The organism is Noviherbaspirillum humi (genome assembly GCF_900188095.1).
GTDB lineage: Bacteria > Pseudomonadota > Gammaproteobacteria > Burkholderiales > Burkholderiaceae_D > Noviherbaspirillum > Noviherbaspirillum humi.
In genome coordinates this window covers 391,614-407,104 of sequence record NZ_FZOT01000002.1, presented here as the reverse complement: position 1 = coordinate 407,104, position 15,491 = coordinate 391,614, and the positions used below count along the sequence as shown (strand labels likewise).

Below are 15,491 nucleotides of genomic sequence, written 5' to 3'. Positions count from 1 at the left end.
CGTTAATTTACACGGTCTGCCGGTCCGTTTGAAAACTTTCCTTCGGTTCGAGCGGCGGCACAGGATTCCACCTTTCGATCTGCGGAAAGGCGATTGCGTTTCGCAGGTGGGAAATAAATTCGTGACGCGGGATCGGAGCCGCGCCGAGCGAGGCCAGATGGCCGGTCTCCTGCTGACAGTCGATCATTTCCACCCCATGGAGTTGCAGGAAGCGGACCAGATAAGCGAGCGCAATCTTGGAGGCATCGGTAACGCGGGCAAACATCGATTCGCCGTAAAACATCCGGCCGATGCTCACGCCGTAGGCGCCGCCGACGAGTTCCCCGTGCAGCCACACTTCGGCAGAGTGGGCGAAACCACGCTCGTGCAAGGCGGTATACCCGCGAATGATGTCTTCCGAAATCCAGGTGCCGGTGCCATCGCGGCGTGGCGCCGCGCAGGCGCGCATCACGTCGGCAAAGGCGGTATCGAAGCGAATGCTCCAGGGTCCACCATCCGCCCGATTCTGCTCCACCTTGCGCAAGGTTTTGCGCAGGCTGTGCGACAGCTTCAAACGGCTGGTATAGAGCACCATGCGCGGATCGGTACTCCACCAAAGGATGGGCTGACCTTCGGAAAACCAAGGAAAAATGCCATTTTGATACGCATATAGCAAGCGTTCTGGAGACAGATCGGCTCCGGCAGCAAGCAGTCCGGGTGCGCCGTCAAGCTCGGTCAAGGCCCGGGACACATCCGGAAACGGCGATTTCTTCCCAAGCCAGGGAATCATGAACATTCCTTTGCACCAAAAAAACGCCCTGCCATAGTGCGACTTGGAGAGAACATTGCCATGAACTTTATCTAATTCGTAAAGGAATCAAGAACTTGCAATTTTGCACCATAATGGAATAAATCTTGCTCTATCACAGCTCTTTTTGCCGCACAGTGCACAATTTTAGGGAGATTGGTCTTTCATGGATGCATTTAAAAACGGTTCCGATGCAACATTCATCTTGCTAGGGGCAATTATGATCCTGGCAATGCACGCGGGTTTCGCATTTTTGGAACTAGGCACTGTCAGGAAAAAAAATCAGGTCAATGCGCTCGTCAAGATCTTAGTGGATTTCGGCATCTCCACCATTGCGTATTTCTTCATCGGTTACACCATTGCCTACGGAATTCATTTCTTCGATGACGCAACGACGCTCGCCAACCGCAGCGGTTTCGAACTGGTGAAGTTTTTCTTTCTGCTCACCTTTGCTGCGGCGATTCCAGCCATTATTTCTGGCGGCATTGCCGAGCGCGCCAAATTCCATCCTCAACTTGTGGCGACGGCGCTGCTGGTCGGTTTCGTCTATCCCTTCTTCGAAGGCATTGCCTGGAACCACCGATTCGGCATCCAGGATGCGCTGAAGAACATGTTTTCGGAAGAATTTCACGACTTCGCTGGCTCCGTGGTCGTGCATGCGGTAGGCGGCTGGGTTGCCCTGCCTGCGGTGATGCTGCTCGGCGCGCGCCGTGGCCGCTACTCCAAGGATGGCGCGATTGCCGCCCATCCCCCTTCGAACATTCCCTTCCTTGCGCTTGGCGCATGGATTCTGACGGTGGGCTGGTTCGGCTTCAACGTCATGAGCGCACAGACCCTCGACAAGATGAATGGCCTGGTGGCGATGAACTCCCTGATGGCCATGGTGGGCGGGACCCTGGTGGCGGTCCTGATGGGCAAGAACGACCCCGGCTTCGCCTACAACGGCCCGCTCGCCGGTCTGGTGGCGGTATGCGCCGGCTCCGATCTCATGCATCCGCTCGGCGCGCTGGCGACCGGCGCCATCGCCGGCGCCATCTTCGTCTGGATGTTCACCTTGGTTCAGAACAAGTGGCGCATCGACGACGTGCTGGGGGTGTGGCCGCTGCACGGCCTGTGCGGCGCGTGGGGCGGCATCGCTGCCGGCATCTTCGGCCAGAAGGCCTTGGGGGGTATCGGCGGGGTGTCGCTGGCGTCGCAGCTGGCCGGCACCATTCTCGGCGTGGCGATTGCGGTTGCTGGCGGCCTTGTGATCTACGGCGCGTTGAAGAAGACGGTCGGCATCCGTCTCGATCCGGAGCAGGAATTCGACGGCGCCGACCTGTCGATCCACAAGATCAGCGCTACGGCGGAGCGGGAGACGAGCTGGTAAGCAGGAAAGGGACGCCTGACCGCCCTACGGCAGAGTTGGCGTCCCCCGTCGGCAAGACCTTGGTCGGGAATCAGTCCGTGGACCGCATCGGCCGGGTGATGTCTGCGGTATGCAGACGGTAGCCGCAATCCTTTTCACTTGCTTGCGCCGTATCGGCGAAAAAGGACTTGAGGGTGTATGCCACGGTCGGGAAGGCAATGTCGGCCCACGGAATTTCGGATTCGGTGAACAGGCCTACGTCCAGGCTTTCAATGCCGGCGCTGTAGTCAAGGTCCAGCAGCGATGCGCGGTAGAACATGTGCACCTGGTGCACATGCGGCACATTCAGCAGGGAGAACAGCCCATGCAGCTGGACGCGCGCGCCAGCTTCCTCCAGCGTTTCGCGGATCGCCGCATCGCTCGTGGTCTCCCCATTCTCCATGAAGCCGGCAGGCAGGGTCCAATAGCCCAGCCGCGGTTCGATCGCGCGCTTGCACAGCAGGATCCGCAGTTCGCCGCCTTCCTCCCATACCGGAATCGAGCCGATCACCATTTTCGGGTTCTGGTAGTGGATGGTGCCGCAGTTGGCGCAGACAAACCGGGGGCGGTTGTCGTCGGGGGGAACCGTCAGCAAGACCGGGTGTGCGCACTCGGAGCAGAATTTCATGAAGAGAATGGCCTTGTGGTTGAGCGCCGTCAGCCGTACGCGGCGAACCGGGCCCGAAGTAATCAATGTATCAAGCAACGGCAGTGTAGCATCGGCCGATGCAGGAAGAATGTCCGCGCCTCAAGGAAGGTTTTTTCCGCATTGGTTTGCGTTGGGGCGGCAACCTCTATATAATCCACCTCTCCAGACGCGGGGTGGAGCAGTCTGGCAGCTCGTCGGGCTCATAACCCGAAGGTCGCAGGTTCAAATCCTGCCCCCGCAACCAATTCCTGGTCTTTGCTTTCCCGCTCACTCAATACACTCCTCGAAATCGAGCGGCGGAGCCAGCTTCACACGGGTTCTCCGGCCGGGCATCCTCTCGCCCCGGGCAGCATCTACAACGATCTCTGCAAATTGTTATCTAACAAGACGCATACCACCGCACATGAACATTCTTGAGGCGAAGAAGGTCCTCGAAACCGCATTGCTTTGCGCGCATGAGCCCTTGTCGATCAACGACATGAAGAAGCTCTACCTGGATGGCGAGGAAGCGGTCGAGCCGGAAATTGGTGTCGATGCCATCCGTCAGATGCTGGAGGAGCTGAAGAACGACTGGGCGGACAAGGGCATCGAAATCGTCAGCCTGTCGACCGGCTGGCGTTTCCAGAGCCGTCCGGAGATGAAGAAATACCTGGAGCGCTTGAATCCGGAAAAGCCGCCGCGCTATTCGCGCGCGACGATGGAAACGCTGGCGATCATCGCTTACCGTCAGCCGGTGACGCGCGGGGACATCGAGGAAATCCGTGGCGTGACCGTCAACTCACAGACCATCAAAATGCTCGAGGATCGCGGATGGATCGAGGCCATCGGCCATCGCGACGTCCCCGGCCGGCCAGCCCTTTTTGCCACGACCCGGCAGTTCCTCGACGATCTCGGCCTGACCTCGCTCGACCAGTTGCCGCCGCTGCAGCAGGTCAGCAAGGATGGCTTGCTGCCGGAGGCGCAAGCGCTCGGCGCCGGCATGGCGGCCAGTCCGAGTCAGACGGCCATGAACTTTGCGGCCGAAACTGCTGTCACTGACAACGAGGCTGCCGATGGTACCGGCCTCGCCGGCACGCCTAGCGGTGCCGAGCCGGGATCGCTGGCAGGCGGCTCGGCGCAAGCTGTGCCTGTCGATGCGCAGCAGCCGTCTGAATCCGCCGAACCCGCGGATCGCTCCGATTTCCAGCAGTCCACCGCAGATGCCGCGATTCCTCCGGAATCCGATACGGCATCCGAACCGCTCAATAAAGAACCAAACAATGAATCCAGCGCTTCCCAATGATGATGCAGCCCTCGCTGTCGCCGCTTCCGAGCCTAAGGAGGGCGACTCCTCCGATCGTCCGGAATCCGGTGCGGAGCAAGGTGCGGGCGATGAGGCGAAAGCGCGGCAGCAGAAGCGCGGCGTGCGTGGCCCGCGCAGCCTGAGGCGCGCGCGTGCTGCGCGCAATGCCGAGCCTGGCGCCGCAGGCGAGCCAGCGGTCGAGTCGATGGACGCCGATCGGGCAAGTGCGCCCATGCCGGCGCGCCAGGCCGAGGATGGCAGCAGGAATCGCCGCCAGAAGAATGAACGGAACGAGCGCGGCCCCAAGCCGGCCGGCGCCAAGGCCAGGCCGAACGGCGCCCGTGGCCCCGGCAAGGATGCCGGCAGCGCCCAACGCGGCAAGCAGCATGATCCGGACGACGTGTTTTCTTTCGTTACCTCCGATGCTTACGATAGCCATGACGGCGGGGACGGCGGCCGCTCCCAGGCGGCGCGCGCGGTCCGCCGCGACCTGACGGCGGAGGACGATGCGCCCAAGCTGCACAAGGTCCTCGCCGACGCGGGCCTCGGTTCGCGGCGCGACATGGAAGAGTTGATCATCGCGGGTCGCGTGTCGGTGAACGGGGAGCCGGCCCATATCGGCCAGCGCATTCTCGCCACCGATCAGGTACGCATCAACGGCAAGCTCATCCAGCGCAAGGTGAGCAAGCGCCCGCCACGCGTGCTGGTGTACCACAAGCCGGCCGGCGAAATCGTCAGCCATCAGGATCCCGAAGGCCGGCCATCGGTGTTCGACCGCCTGCCGACCATGAAGGCGGCGAAGTGGCTGGCCGTTGGCCGCCTCGACTTCAACACCGAGGGCTTGCTGCTGTTCACTACCTCAGGCGACCTGGCCAATCGCCTCATGCACCCGCGTTACAACATCGAGCGCGAGTATGCGGTGCGCACCCTGGGCGAACTGGAAGAAGGCATGCGGCAGAAGCTGCTCGCCGGCGTGGAACTGGAAGACGGTTTGGCCCAGTTCTCGCGCATCATCGATGGCGGAGGCGAGGGCGTGAACCGCTGGTACCGAGTGATCATCGGCGAAGGTCGCAACCGTGAAGTGCGCCGCATGTTCGAAGCGGTCGGCCTGACGGTGTCGCGCCTGATCCGCACCCGTTACGGCGCCATGACCCTTCCGCGCGGGCTCAAGCGCGGCCGCTGGGAAGAATTGGACGAAAATGCCGTGCGCGAGCTGATGACGGCGAGCGGCATGGAGAAGCAGGCTTCCGCCGGTGCCAACCACGGCAATCATGCCAACGGCAAGGCCAAGGGCCGTCCGCAGCAGCGTGGCGACCGCAACGGCAATACCCTATCCGATCCTGCCCAGTCGCAGAAGCGGGGGCCGGGCCGCGGACAAGGCCAGGGTCAGGGCCAGCAGCGTAGCCGCCAGCCCGATCCGCTGCAAACGGCGCTCGGCTTCCCCGGCATGGGACAGCAACGCCGCGGCGGCGGCGCGCGCGCCGGCGTGGCGATGCAGGGGATGAACCGACGTCGCGGCCGAGGCTAAGGCAGCGCGGGCTTGAACCAGGCGCTTCAGTGCCTATATGGGGAAGGCCTGAGTCGTTTGGAACTGATGCGACGGTTGGCGCTTCTTCCGGCGAATCGATGAATTTGCCGGGAATTAAGCGCTCATGCCGTTGCGATGGCTAATGTTTTTGTTTATAATTAGCCAGTTACGTGTATTTGAAATGAAGAGCCGCCCGTGCGGGTAACGCCGCGACAGGGAATGGGATGGCTGCAATGACAAAAAGATGGGCAATTGCCCATTTTTTTTTTGTTTCTCAAATTGCAGCATCCATTTCCGGCCCGGGCCGCTCAATGCGGAGAAGCGCCTTGCGTTTGCAGGAACTGATTGAAACAACCATCACCGGCATGGGCTATGAACTGGTCGACCTCGAGCAGGCCGGCCAGGGCCTGCTGCGCGTGTACATCGACTTCGTGCCGGAAGAGGCGGATCGCGGTTTCATCACCGTGGAAGACTGCGAAAAGGTCAGTCATCAGCTGTCACATGTCCTGACGGTCGAGAACGTGAATTACGAGCGGCTGGAAATATCTTCGCCCGGCCTGGACCGGCCGCTGAAGAAGCTGGCCGACTATGCGCGCTTCGCCGGTCAGGAGGCCGTGGTGAAGCTGCGCATGCCGATGCCTGGCACGCCCAACCGCAAGTCGTTTCAGGGCGTGCTGCATGCGCCGGAAGGCGAAACGCTGAAACTCGAATTCGAAGGTAAAGAAGGGCCGGCCGTGCTGGAATTCACGCTGGCCGATGTGGACAAGGCACGCTTGGTGCCGAAAGTAGACTTTAGGAGTCGCAAAGCATGAGTCGCGAAGTTTTATTGTTGGTCGATGCGCTGGCGCGTGAGAAGAACGTCGATAAGGAAATCGTCTTTGGAGCGCTGGAGCATGCACTCGCCCAGGCAACCAAGAAGCGCTATGAAGGCGAGGTAGACATTCGCGTCTCGATCGATCGCGACACCGGCGAGTTCGAGTCCTATCGACGCTGGCGCGTGGTGCCTGACGAGGCGGGCCTGCAGCAGCCGGACCAGGAAGTGCTGCACTTCGAAGCCCGTGAACAGATTCCCGATATCGAAATCGACGACTTCATCGAAGAGCCGATCGAGTCGGTCGACTTCGGCCGCCGCTTCGCCCAGGATACCAAGCAGGTCGTGCTGCAGCGCATTCGCGACGCCGAGCGCGAACAGATCCTGGCCGACTTCCTGGCCCGCGGCGACACCCTGGTCACCGGCACCATCAAGCGCATGGAGCGCGGCGACGCCATCGTCGAATCCGGCAAGATCGAAGCCCGCCTGCCGCGCGACCAGATGATCCCGAAGGAGAATCTGCGCATCGGCGACCGCGTCCGCGCTTACATCCTGCGCGTGGACCGCAATGCCCGCGGCCCGCAGGTGATCCTGTCGCGCACCGCCCCCGACTTCATCATGAAGCTGTTCGAGCTGGAAGTGCCGGAAATCGAGCAGGGCTCGCTGCAAATCAAGTCCGCCGCTCGCGATCCGGGCGTGCGTGCCAAGATCGCCGTCTACACCAGCGACAAGCGCATCGATCCGATCGGCACCTGCGTCGGCATGCGCGGTTCGCGCGTGCAGGCGGTGACGGGCGAGCTCGGCGGCGAGCGGGTCGACATCGTGCTGTGGTCGGAAGATCCGGCTCAGTTCGTCATTGGCGCGCTGGCGCCGGCCAATGTCTCTTCGATCGTGGTCGACGAGGAAAAGCATGCGATGGACGTGGTGGTCGACGAGGAAAACCTCGCCATCGCCATCGGCCGCGGCGGCCAGAACGTGCGCCTGGCGTCCGAGCTCACCGGCTGGCAGATCAACATCATGACGGCCGAGGAATCCGCCGACAAGGCGGCCGCCGAGAAAGCAGCGATCCGCTCGCTGTTCATGGACAAGCTGGACGTCGACGAGGAAGTGGCCGACATCCTGGTGGACGAAGGCTTCACCAGCCTCGAGGAAATCGCCTATGTGCCGATCACGGAAATGCTCGACATCGAGGCCTTCGACGAGGATACCGTCAACGAGCTGCGCAACCGCGCCCGCGACGCCCTGGTGACCGAGGCCATCGCTTCGGAAGAGGGCCTGGAAGGCATGGAAGAAGCGCTGATCAACCTCGAAGGCATGGACCGCACGACCGCAGGCAAGCTTGGGCTGTCCGGCATCAAGACAGTCAAGGCTTTCTCCGAGCTGGCCTATGACGAATTTGGCGCAATCCTGGCACTGCCTACCGAGCGCGCACGCGAACTGATTGAAAATGAATTCAAGGATGTGACCGACGACGAGATGAAACTGATCGATGCGAAGTACGACGATCATGCGAAGGCGTTGCAGGCAAAGGCCTGGGAACTGGCCGAAGCCCAATGATCGTAATCGCATCCCACTCATCTGCCCTGTCACATAGAAAAGAGGACTGAATGGCGAGTAACAACGTAGCCCAATTTGCCACCGAACTGAAGATGCCGGCGGATCTGCTGCTGACGCAACTGCGCGCGGCGGGCGTCGACAAGAGTTCGGCGTCCGATCCGCTGTCGAAGGAAGACAAGGACAAGCTCCTCAGCCATCTGCGCCGCTCGCATGGCGCGGCGCCGGACGGCGAGAAGAAGAAGATCACCCTGACGCGCAAGGAAACCACCGAAATCAAGCAGGCTGATGCCACCGGCAAGTCGCGCACGATCCAGGTCGAAGTGCGCAAGAAGCGCACCTTCATCAAGCGCGACGAGCCGGCCGTGGAAACGGCTGCGCCGGCGTCGGCCGCCCCGGTGGTGGACGAAGCCGAGCAGGCCCGCCGCGCCGAAGAAGCGCAGCGGCAGGCCGAGCTGCTGGCGCGCCAGGAAGCCGAGCTGCGCGAGAAGCAGGAGCGACTGGCCAAGCTGGAAGCCGAAAAGGCCGCCCAGGCCAAGGCCATGGCTGAAGCCGAAGAGGCTCGCCGCCGCGAGGAAGAGGATAAGACCCGGCGCGAGAAGGAAGCCGCCAGCAGCGCCGCGGAAGCATCCGCAGACGCAGCCAAGCGCCGCGCGGAAGCCGAGGAAGCCAAGCGCAAGGCCGCCGAGGCAGATGCCAAGGCTGCGGCCGAGCGCGCTGCCGCCACCGAGCGCGCCCGCCGCGCCGTGGAGGAAGAAGTCGCGCAGATCAAGGCCATGATGAATGCGCCGCGCCGCGTCATGAAGGCGCCGGAGCCGGCGCCCGCACCCGCGCCGCAGGCGAAGGCCCAGGAAGGCACCCTGCACAAGCCGGCCGACAAGAAGCCGGGCGACAAGCCGGCGGACAAGAAGCCGGCACCGGGGGACAAGAAGTCGATCAAGTCGGCCAATGTCTCCTCCACCTGGCAGGACGACGCCAAGAAGCGCAACGCGATCAAGACCCGCGGACCCGGCGCGCCGTCAGGCGGACGGGACGGCTGGCGCAGCGGCCCGCGTGGCCGCCGCTCTTCGCACGATGACCAGCGCGAAAGCAATTTCCAGGTGCCGACCGAGGCCGTGATCAAGGACGTCCACGTGCCGGAGACCATCACCGTGGCCGAGCTGGCGCACAAGATGGCGGTCAAGGCATCCGAAGTCATCAAGCACATGATGAAGCTGGGCCAGATGGTCACCATCAACCAGGTGCTGGACCAGGAAACCGCGATGATCCTGGTGGAAGAGATGGGCCACAAGGCCTACGCCGCCAAGCTCGACGATCCCGAAGCGCTGCTGGAGGAAAGCGGCCCCCACACCGATGCCGAGGCTCTGCCGCGGGCGCCGGTGGTCACCGTCATGGGTCACGTCGACCACGGCAAGACCTCGCTGCTGGACTACATTCGTCGCGCCAAGGTGGCGGCGGGCGAGGCCGGCGGCATCACGCAGCACATCGGCGCCTATCACGTCGAATCGGCGCGCGGCATCATCACCTTCCTGGACACCCCGGGTCACGAGGCGTTCACCGCCATGCGTGCCCGCGGCGCGAAGGCGACCGACATCGTCATCCTCGTGGTGGCGGCAGATGACGGCGTCATGCCGCAGACCAAGGAAGCGATCGCCCACGCCAAGGCGGCCGGCGTTCCCATCGTCGTGGCGATCAACAAGATCGACAAGCAGGGTGCCAACACCGACCGCGTGACGCAGGAGCTGATCGCCGAAGGCGTGGTGCCGGAAGCCTATGGCGGCGAAGCGCCGTTCGTGCCGGTGTCGGCCAAAACCGGCCAGGGCATCGACGATCTGCTTGAAAACGTGCTGCTGCAGGCCGAAGTGCTGGAACTGAAGGCGCCGGTGGATGCGATGGCCAAGGGCCTGGTGATCGAAGCCAAGCTGGACAAGGGCCGCGGTCCGGTCGCGACCGTGCTGGTGCAGACCGGCACACTTAAGCGCGGCGACGTGGTGCTGGCCGGTTCCTCTTATGGCCGCGTGCGCGCCATGCTGGATGAAAACGGCAAGAACATCGCCGAGGCCGGTCCTTCCATTCCGGTGGAGATCCAGGGCCTGACCGAAGTGCCGGCCGCCGGCGAGGAAGTCATGGTCATGGGCGACGAGCGCAAGGCGCGCGAGATCGCGCTGTTCAGGCAGGGCAAGTTCCGCGACGTCAAGCTGGCCAAGCAGCAGGCGGCCAAGCTGGAAAACATGTTTGAGCAGATGGGCGAGGGCGAGGTGAAGAACCTGCCGATGATCATCAAGGCCGACGTGCAGGGTTCCCAGGAAGCCATCGTGCATGCGATGCAGAAGCTGTCGACCGAGGAAGTCCGGGTGCAGATCGTGCACGCGGCGGTGGGCGGCATCAGCGAATCCGACGTCAACCTCGCGGTTGCCTCGAAGGCGGTCATCATCGGCTTCAACACCCGCGCCGACGCATCCGCCCGCAAGCTGGCCGAAACCAGCGGCATCGACATCCGCTACTACAACATCATTTACGATGCGGTGGACGAGATCAAGGCGGCGATGTCGGGCATGCTGGCGCCCGAGAAGCGCGAGAACACGCTCGGCCTGGTGGAAATCCGTCAGGTCATCCACGTCAGCAAGGTCGGTTCCATCGCCGGCTGCTACGTGCTCGACGGTCTGGTGCGCCGGGGCGCGCAAGTCCGGCTGCTGCGCAACAACGTGGTGGCCTGGACCGGCGAACTCGACTCGCTCAAGCGCTTCAAGGATGACGTGCGCGAAGTCAAGGCCGGTTTCGAGTGCGGCCTGACGCTGAAGAACTTCAACGACATCCAGGAAGGCGACCAGCTGGAAGTCTTCGAGGTGCAGGAAGTCGCCCGTACGCTGTAATCCGCCGTCGCCCGGCGATGGCAGCAACCGGAAACGGCGCCCGCGTGGCGCCGTTTTTTAACCCTCCTTCATTCGAACACCGCGCTGCGGCATGACGGAACGGGGATTGCATGATTGCGGTCCTTGTCTACACTGGATGCACCTTCACGCATCCTTCCGGCCTTGAGCGCGGCCGTTTTACCTGACAAGAACAGCATGGCCAGACACAGCAAATCCATACCCGGGCGCGGCCTTCGCGTTGCCGACCAGATCCAGCGCGATTTGTCGGAAATCATCGCCTTCGAGCTGAAGGACCCGCGCGTCGGCATGATCACCATCACCGAAGTGCAGGTGACCCCGGATTACGCCCACGCCAAGATTTTCTTCACGACCCTCAACGACAGTGAAGAGGCGGTGCAGAATGCGATCACCGGCTTGCACAAGGCATCAGGCTTCCTGCGCGGCCAGCTCGGCCGGCGCCTCACCATCCACATGATCCCGGAACTGCACTTCGTGCATGACCGGTCGACCGCGCGCGGCATGGAACTGTCGCGCCTGATCGACGAAGCGAATGCCAGCCGCGCCAAGGATGCGGACGAGTAAGCGTTCGCGATTGCCCTTCATCCCTGCCCATGCCGCCCACCCGGACGGCTTTCTCTTCCATGTCCGCCGTACCCAAGAAAAACCGGCGCGCCCTCGACGGCGTGCTGCTGCTGGACAAGCCGGTCGGCCTGTCCAGCAATGATGCCCTGATCCGCGCCAAGCGCCTGCTGCTGGCGCTCAAGGCTGGCCATACCGGCACCCTAGACCCGTTCGCCACCGGCCTGCTGCCGCTCTGTTTCGGCGAAGCCACCAAGTTCTCCCAGGATTTGCTGGAAGCCGACAAGACCTATGAAACCGTGGTGCATCTCGGCATCGAAACCGATACCGGCGATACCGAAGGACAAGTGGTCGGCAGCAAGCCGGTCGATGTGTCGCTCGCCGACATCGAGGCCGTGCTGGCGCGATTCCGGGGAGCCATCGAACAGGTGCCGCCGATGTATTCCGCCCTGAAGCGTGACGGCAAGCCGCTGTACGAATATGCGCGCGCCGGCGTCACCCTGGAGCGGCAGGCGCGCGCCGTCACCATCCACGCGCTCGACTTGCTCGACTGGCAAGCGCCTTTCCTGAGCCTGCGGGTCACCTGCAGCAAGGGCACTTACATCCGGGTATTGGGGCAGGACATCGGCGCGGTCCTCGGCTGCGGCGCACACTTGAACGCCTTGAGGCGCACCGGCGTCGGCGCATTGACCTTGGATGGTTGCCAGACGCTGGAGCAGCTGGAAGCGACGGCGGAAGCCGAACGGGAAAAACTGCTGGCGCCGGTCGATGCCTTGCTCGGCACTTTTCCGGCGCTCAAGCTGTCAGATGAGCTTGCCCGCCGATTCCTGCATGGACAGCGCCTGGCGCTAGGCCAGACCGATGTCGAATTGCCCGCAGCGCCGGGCCGGGTCCGGGTCTACGAACAGACATCGAACCGTCTGCTCGGCACCGGCCAGCTCGAATCGTTTGGCGTGCTCCGGCCGGAGCGCCTCATCGCCACGGCTGCCAATTAGCGTCGATATCGAACCATCCATACCACCGAACAACCCTGGGAAGACCCGTGCAGGCTGCGCAACCCGTTGAAAAGCAAAAGGTTTCTTCGGTTCGTGCAGCGCAGCATGCTATAATCGTCGGTTTTCCCGTCTTTGCAGGCCACGACCATGTCCGACACCAAACGCGCCCTACGCAATATCGCCATCATCGCCCACGTTGACCACGGCAAGACCACTCTGGTGGACCAGCTGCTGCGCCAGTCCGGCACCTTCCGTGAGAATCAGCAGGTCGATAACCGCGTGATGGACTCCAACGACCTGGAAAAGGAACGGGGCATCACCATTCTGGCGAAGAACTGCGCCGTCGAATACGAAGGCACCCACATCAACATCGTCGACACCCCGGGCCACGCCGACTTCGGCGGCGAGGTGGAGCGCGTGCTGTCGATGGTCGACTCGGTGCTGCTGCTGGTGGACGCGGTCGAAGGCCCGATGCCGCAGACCCGCTTCGTCACCCGCAAGGCGCTCGGCCTCGGCCTGAAGCCCATCGTCGTGGTCAACAAGATCGACCGCCCCGGCGCCCGTCCGGACTGGGTCATCAATGCCACCTTCGAACTGTTCGACAAGCTCGGCGCGACCGAAGAGCAGCTCGACTTCCCGGTGGTGTACGCGTCGGCGCTGAACGGCTACGCCAGCCTCGACCCGACCGTGCGCGAAGGCACCATGAAGCCGCTGTTCGACTCCGTACTGGAGAACGTGCCGGTGCGCGACGACGATCCGGACGGCCCGCTGCAGCTGCAGATCTCCTCGCTGGACTACTCCTCCTACGTCGGCAAGATCGGCATCGGCCGCATCAAGCGCGGCCGCGTCAAGGCGCTGCAGGACGTGATCGTGATGAACGGTCCGGATTCCACTCCGATCAAGGCCCGCATCAACCAGGTGCTGAAGTTCAAGGGCCTGGAGCGCCAGCTGGTCGATGAAGCCCAGGCCGGCGATATCGTGCTGATCAATGGCGTCGAGGAAATCGGCATCGGCTCCACCGTCTGCGCGCCGGATACGCCGGATGCGCTGCCGATGCTGAAGGTCGACGAGCCGACCCTGACCATGAACTTCCTGGTCAACAGCTCGCCGCTGGCCGGCCGCGAAGGCAAGTTCGTCACCAGCCGCCAGATCCGCGACCGCCTCGACCGCGAGCTGAAGTCCAACGTCGCCCTGCGCGTCACCGACACCGGCGACGACACCACTTTCGAAGTGTCGGGCCGCGGTGAACTGCACCTGACCATCCTGCTGGAAAACATGCGCCGCGAAGGCTACGAACTGGCGGTGTCCCGTCCGCGCGTGGTGTTCAAGGAAATCGACGGCGTCAAGTGCGAGCCGTTCGAGCTGCTGACGGTGGACGTCGAGGATGCCCACCAGGGCGGCGTGATGGAAGAGCTGGGCCGCCGCCGCGGCGACCTGCAGAACATGGAACCGGACGGCAAGGGCCGCGTGCGCCTCGAGTACCGCATTCCGGCGCGCGGCCTGATCGGATTCCAGTCGGAATTCATGACGCTGACGCGCGGCACCGGCCTGATGAGCCACATCTTCGACGACTACGCGCCGGTCGACGCCAACAAGCCGGAACTCGCCGGCCGCCGCAACGGCGTGCTGATTTCGCAGGATGACGGCGCCGCCGTCGCCTACGCCCTGTGGAAGCTGCAGGATCGCGGCCGCATGTTCGTCAGCCACAACGATCCGGTGTACGAAGGCATGATCATCGGCATCCACTCGCGCGACAACGATCTCGTCGTCAACCCGATCAAGGGCAAGCAGCTGACCAACGTCCGCGCCTCCGGCACCGACGAAGCAGTGCGCCTGGTGCCGCCGATCCAGCTGACCCTGGAATACGCGGTCGAATTCATCGAGGATGACGAGCTGGTCGAGATCACGCCGAAGAGCATCCGCCTGCGCAAGCGCTTCCTGAAGGAGCATGAGCGCAAGAAGGCGTCGCGCGAAGCGGCATAAGCGAAGAATTTCTGAACTGAATCGGGCAGCGGCTGTCGCAGACATGCCGTTGCTTTTGAAAAAGCCCGGCTTCCTTACCAGGATACCGGGCTTGTTTTTTACTCGGACCATGAAATCCCTGACAATCCACCAGCGCAGCATCTTGCTGATGATCTGCGCGCCGGCTATGTGGAGCATTGCCGGCGTGTTCACCCGCCATCTCGACGCCGCGCGCGATTTCGAGGTGACGTTCTGGCGCAGCCTGTTCTCCGCCCTGTTCGTCGGCGCGGCGCTGGTCGCGCAGCGGGGGCTTGCCGGCACCTTGGCTGCCATTCGCGGCGGCGGCTGGCGCATCGTCGTCTCCGGGCTGATGTGGTGCACCATGTTCAGCTGCTTCATGATCGCGCTGACCCGCACCACCGTCGCCAACACCCTGATCATGCTCAGCATTGCGCCGCTGCTGACCGCTTTTCTATCCTGGCTGATATTGAAGCAGGCGGTGGCGCGCCGCACCTGGCTGGCGATTGCCGCCGCCTTCGTCGGCATGGTGTGGATGTTCATCAACGGCATCAGCAATCTCGGGCCGTCGCATCTGATCGGCATGCTGATCGCGCTGGCGGTGCCGGCGGCTTCGGCCACCAACCTCATGATCATCAAGAAGGCGGGCCAGGACGTGGACCTGATGCCGGCCATCTTCCTCGGCAGCGTGTTTTCGGCGCTGCTGATGCTGCCCTTCGCCATGCCGCTGCGCGCTTCCGGGCACGACGTCGGCATCCTCGCGATGCTCGGCGTGTTCCAGTTGGGCCTGCCCTGCATGCTGATGCTGCGCGCGACGCGTACGCTGTCGGCGCCGGAAGTGTCGCTGCTGTCGCTGATCGAAGTGCTGCTCGGCCCGGTCTGGGCCTGGCTGGGCGCGGGTGAAGCGCCTGGGTTCAATACCGTGATCGGCGGCGGCGTGGTGCTGTCGGCGCTCGTGGGCAACGAACTGGCGGCGCTACGGGCACGCGGCGCGCTTGCATCCGATGCGGCCTGTCGACCGGCGAAGCCCGCGCCCGTTCTGGCAAGCGCGGACGCCGGCTGAGAT

General features: G+C 63.2%; 12 protein-coding genes and 1 tRNA gene. 11 read left to right on the top strand and 2 right to left on the bottom strand.

The features are described 5' to 3' along the window. Positions 1–7: 7 nt before the first annotated feature. Positions 8–769: a leucyl/phenylalanyl-tRNA--protein transferase gene (gene aat, locus CHB88_RS05175; RefSeq protein ID WP_089398501.1), complete on the bottom strand. Its 762-nt coding sequence runs from the start codon at positions 767–769 to the stop codon at positions 8–10. 184 nt (positions 770–953) lie between these two features. Here aat and CHB88_RS05170 point away from each other — a divergent pair, with 184 nt between their 5' ends. Next, positions 954–2,156 carry an ammonium transporter gene (locus CHB88_RS05170; RefSeq protein WP_089398215.1) on the top strand — a complete coding sequence of 401 codons (1,203 nt, stop codon included), beginning with the start codon at positions 954–956 and terminating at the stop codon, positions 2,154–2,156. Positions 2,157–2,226: 70 nt separating this feature from the next. Here CHB88_RS05170 and CHB88_RS05165 read toward each other — a convergent pair whose 3' ends face one another. Continuing rightward, positions 2,227–2,802 carry an NUDIX hydrolase gene (locus CHB88_RS05165; protein WP_089398500.1) on the bottom strand — a complete coding sequence of 192 codons (576 nt, stop codon included), beginning with the start codon at positions 2,800–2,802 and terminating at the stop codon, positions 2,227–2,229. Positions 2,803–2,990: 188 nt separating this feature from the next. Here CHB88_RS05165 and CHB88_RS05160 point away from each other — a divergent pair. The 10 genes from CHB88_RS05160 (at position 2,991) to CHB88_RS05115 (ending at position 15,488) form a co-directional block, all read left to right on the top strand. After that, positions 2,991–3,067 (top strand) — tRNA-Met (locus CHB88_RS05160). A gap of 159 nt (positions 3,068–3,226) precedes the next feature. Then, positions 3,227–4,105 (top strand): SMC-Scp complex subunit ScpB, encoded by an 879-nt coding sequence (gene scpB, locus CHB88_RS05155; protein WP_089398214.1) that lies wholly within the window; start codon positions 3,227–3,229, stop codon positions 4,103–4,105. Then, positions 4,083–5,633, top strand: coding sequence for a 23S rRNA pseudouridine(2605) synthase RluB (gene rluB, locus CHB88_RS05150; protein ID WP_245844750.1), 1,551 nt, complete (start codon positions 4,083–4,085; stop codon positions 5,631–5,633). The genes scpB and rluB overlap by 23 nt, the downstream gene beginning before the upstream one ends. Before the next feature lie 326 nt (positions 5,634–5,959). After that, positions 5,960–6,445 (top strand): ribosome maturation factor RimP, encoded by a 486-nt coding sequence (rimP, locus tag CHB88_RS05145; protein WP_089398212.1) that lies wholly within the window; start codon positions 5,960–5,962, stop codon positions 6,443–6,445. After that, positions 6,442–8,001 (top strand): transcription termination factor NusA, encoded by a 1,560-nt coding sequence (gene nusA, locus CHB88_RS05140; protein ID WP_089398211.1) that lies wholly within the window; start codon positions 6,442–6,444, stop codon positions 7,999–8,001. Before rimP ends, nusA begins: the two co-directional genes overlap by 4 nt. 50 nt (positions 8,002–8,051) lie before the next feature. Next, the gene (gene infB / locus CHB88_RS05135; RefSeq protein WP_089398210.1) at positions 8,052–10,871 is read left to right on the top strand and encodes a translation initiation factor IF-2; all 2,820 of its coding nucleotides are present in this window, start codon (positions 8,052–8,054) and stop codon (positions 10,869–10,871) included. Positions 10,872–11,066: 195 nt separating this feature from the next. After that, the gene (gene rbfA, locus CHB88_RS05130) at positions 11,067–11,453 is read left to right on the top strand and encodes a 30S ribosome-binding factor RbfA (RefSeq protein ID WP_089398209.1); all 387 of its coding nucleotides are present in this window, start codon (positions 11,067–11,069) and stop codon (positions 11,451–11,453) included. A gap of 59 nt (positions 11,454–11,512) precedes the next feature. Next, positions 11,513–12,445, top strand: coding sequence for a tRNA pseudouridine(55) synthase TruB (gene truB / locus CHB88_RS05125; RefSeq protein WP_176442324.1), 933 nt, complete (start codon positions 11,513–11,515; stop codon positions 12,443–12,445). 147 nt (positions 12,446–12,592) lie between these two features. Then, positions 12,593–14,428: a translational GTPase TypA gene (gene typA, locus CHB88_RS05120; protein WP_089398207.1), complete on the top strand. Its 1,836-nt coding sequence runs from the start codon at positions 12,593–12,595 to the stop codon at positions 14,426–14,428. Positions 14,429–14,537: 109 nt separating this feature from the next. Continuing rightward, positions 14,538–15,488: a DMT family transporter gene (locus CHB88_RS05115; RefSeq protein ID WP_089398206.1), complete on the top strand. Its 951-nt coding sequence runs from the start codon at positions 14,538–14,540 to the stop codon at positions 15,486–15,488. Positions 15,489–15,491 lie beyond the last annotated feature (3 nt).

Coding starts and splice junctions, on each gene's coding strand:
- aat (WP_089398501.1), bottom strand. CDS start 769: ATGATTCCCTGGCTTGGGAAGAAATCGCCGTTTCCGGATGTGTCCCGG.
- CHB88_RS05170 (WP_089398215.1), top strand. CDS start 954: ATGGATGCATTTAAAAACGGTTCCGATGCAACATTCATCTTGCTAGGG.
- CHB88_RS05165 (WP_089398500.1), bottom strand. CDS start 2,802: ATGAAATTCTGCTCCGAGTGCGCACACCCGGTCTTGCTGACGGTTCCC.
- scpB (WP_089398214.1), top strand. CDS start 3,227: ATGAACATTCTTGAGGCGAAGAAGGTCCTCGAAACCGCATTGCTTTGC.
- rluB (WP_245844750.1), top strand. CDS start 4,083: ATGAATCCAGCGCTTCCCAATGATGATGCAGCCCTCGCTGTCGCCGCT.
- nusA (WP_089398211.1), top strand. CDS start 6,442: ATGAGTCGCGAAGTTTTATTGTTGGTCGATGCGCTGGCGCGTGAGAAG.
- infB (WP_089398210.1), top strand. CDS start 8,052: ATGGCGAGTAACAACGTAGCCCAATTTGCCACCGAACTGAAGATGCCG.
- rbfA (WP_089398209.1), top strand. CDS start 11,067: ATGGCCAGACACAGCAAATCCATACCCGGGCGCGGCCTTCGCGTTGCC.
- truB (WP_176442324.1), top strand. CDS start 11,513: ATGTCCGCCGTACCCAAGAAAAACCGGCGCGCCCTCGACGGCGTGCTG.
- typA (WP_089398207.1), top strand. CDS start 12,593: ATGTCCGACACCAAACGCGCCCTACGCAATATCGCCATCATCGCCCAC.
- CHB88_RS05115 (WP_089398206.1), top strand. CDS start 14,538: ATGAAATCCCTGACAATCCACCAGCGCAGCATCTTGCTGATGATCTGC.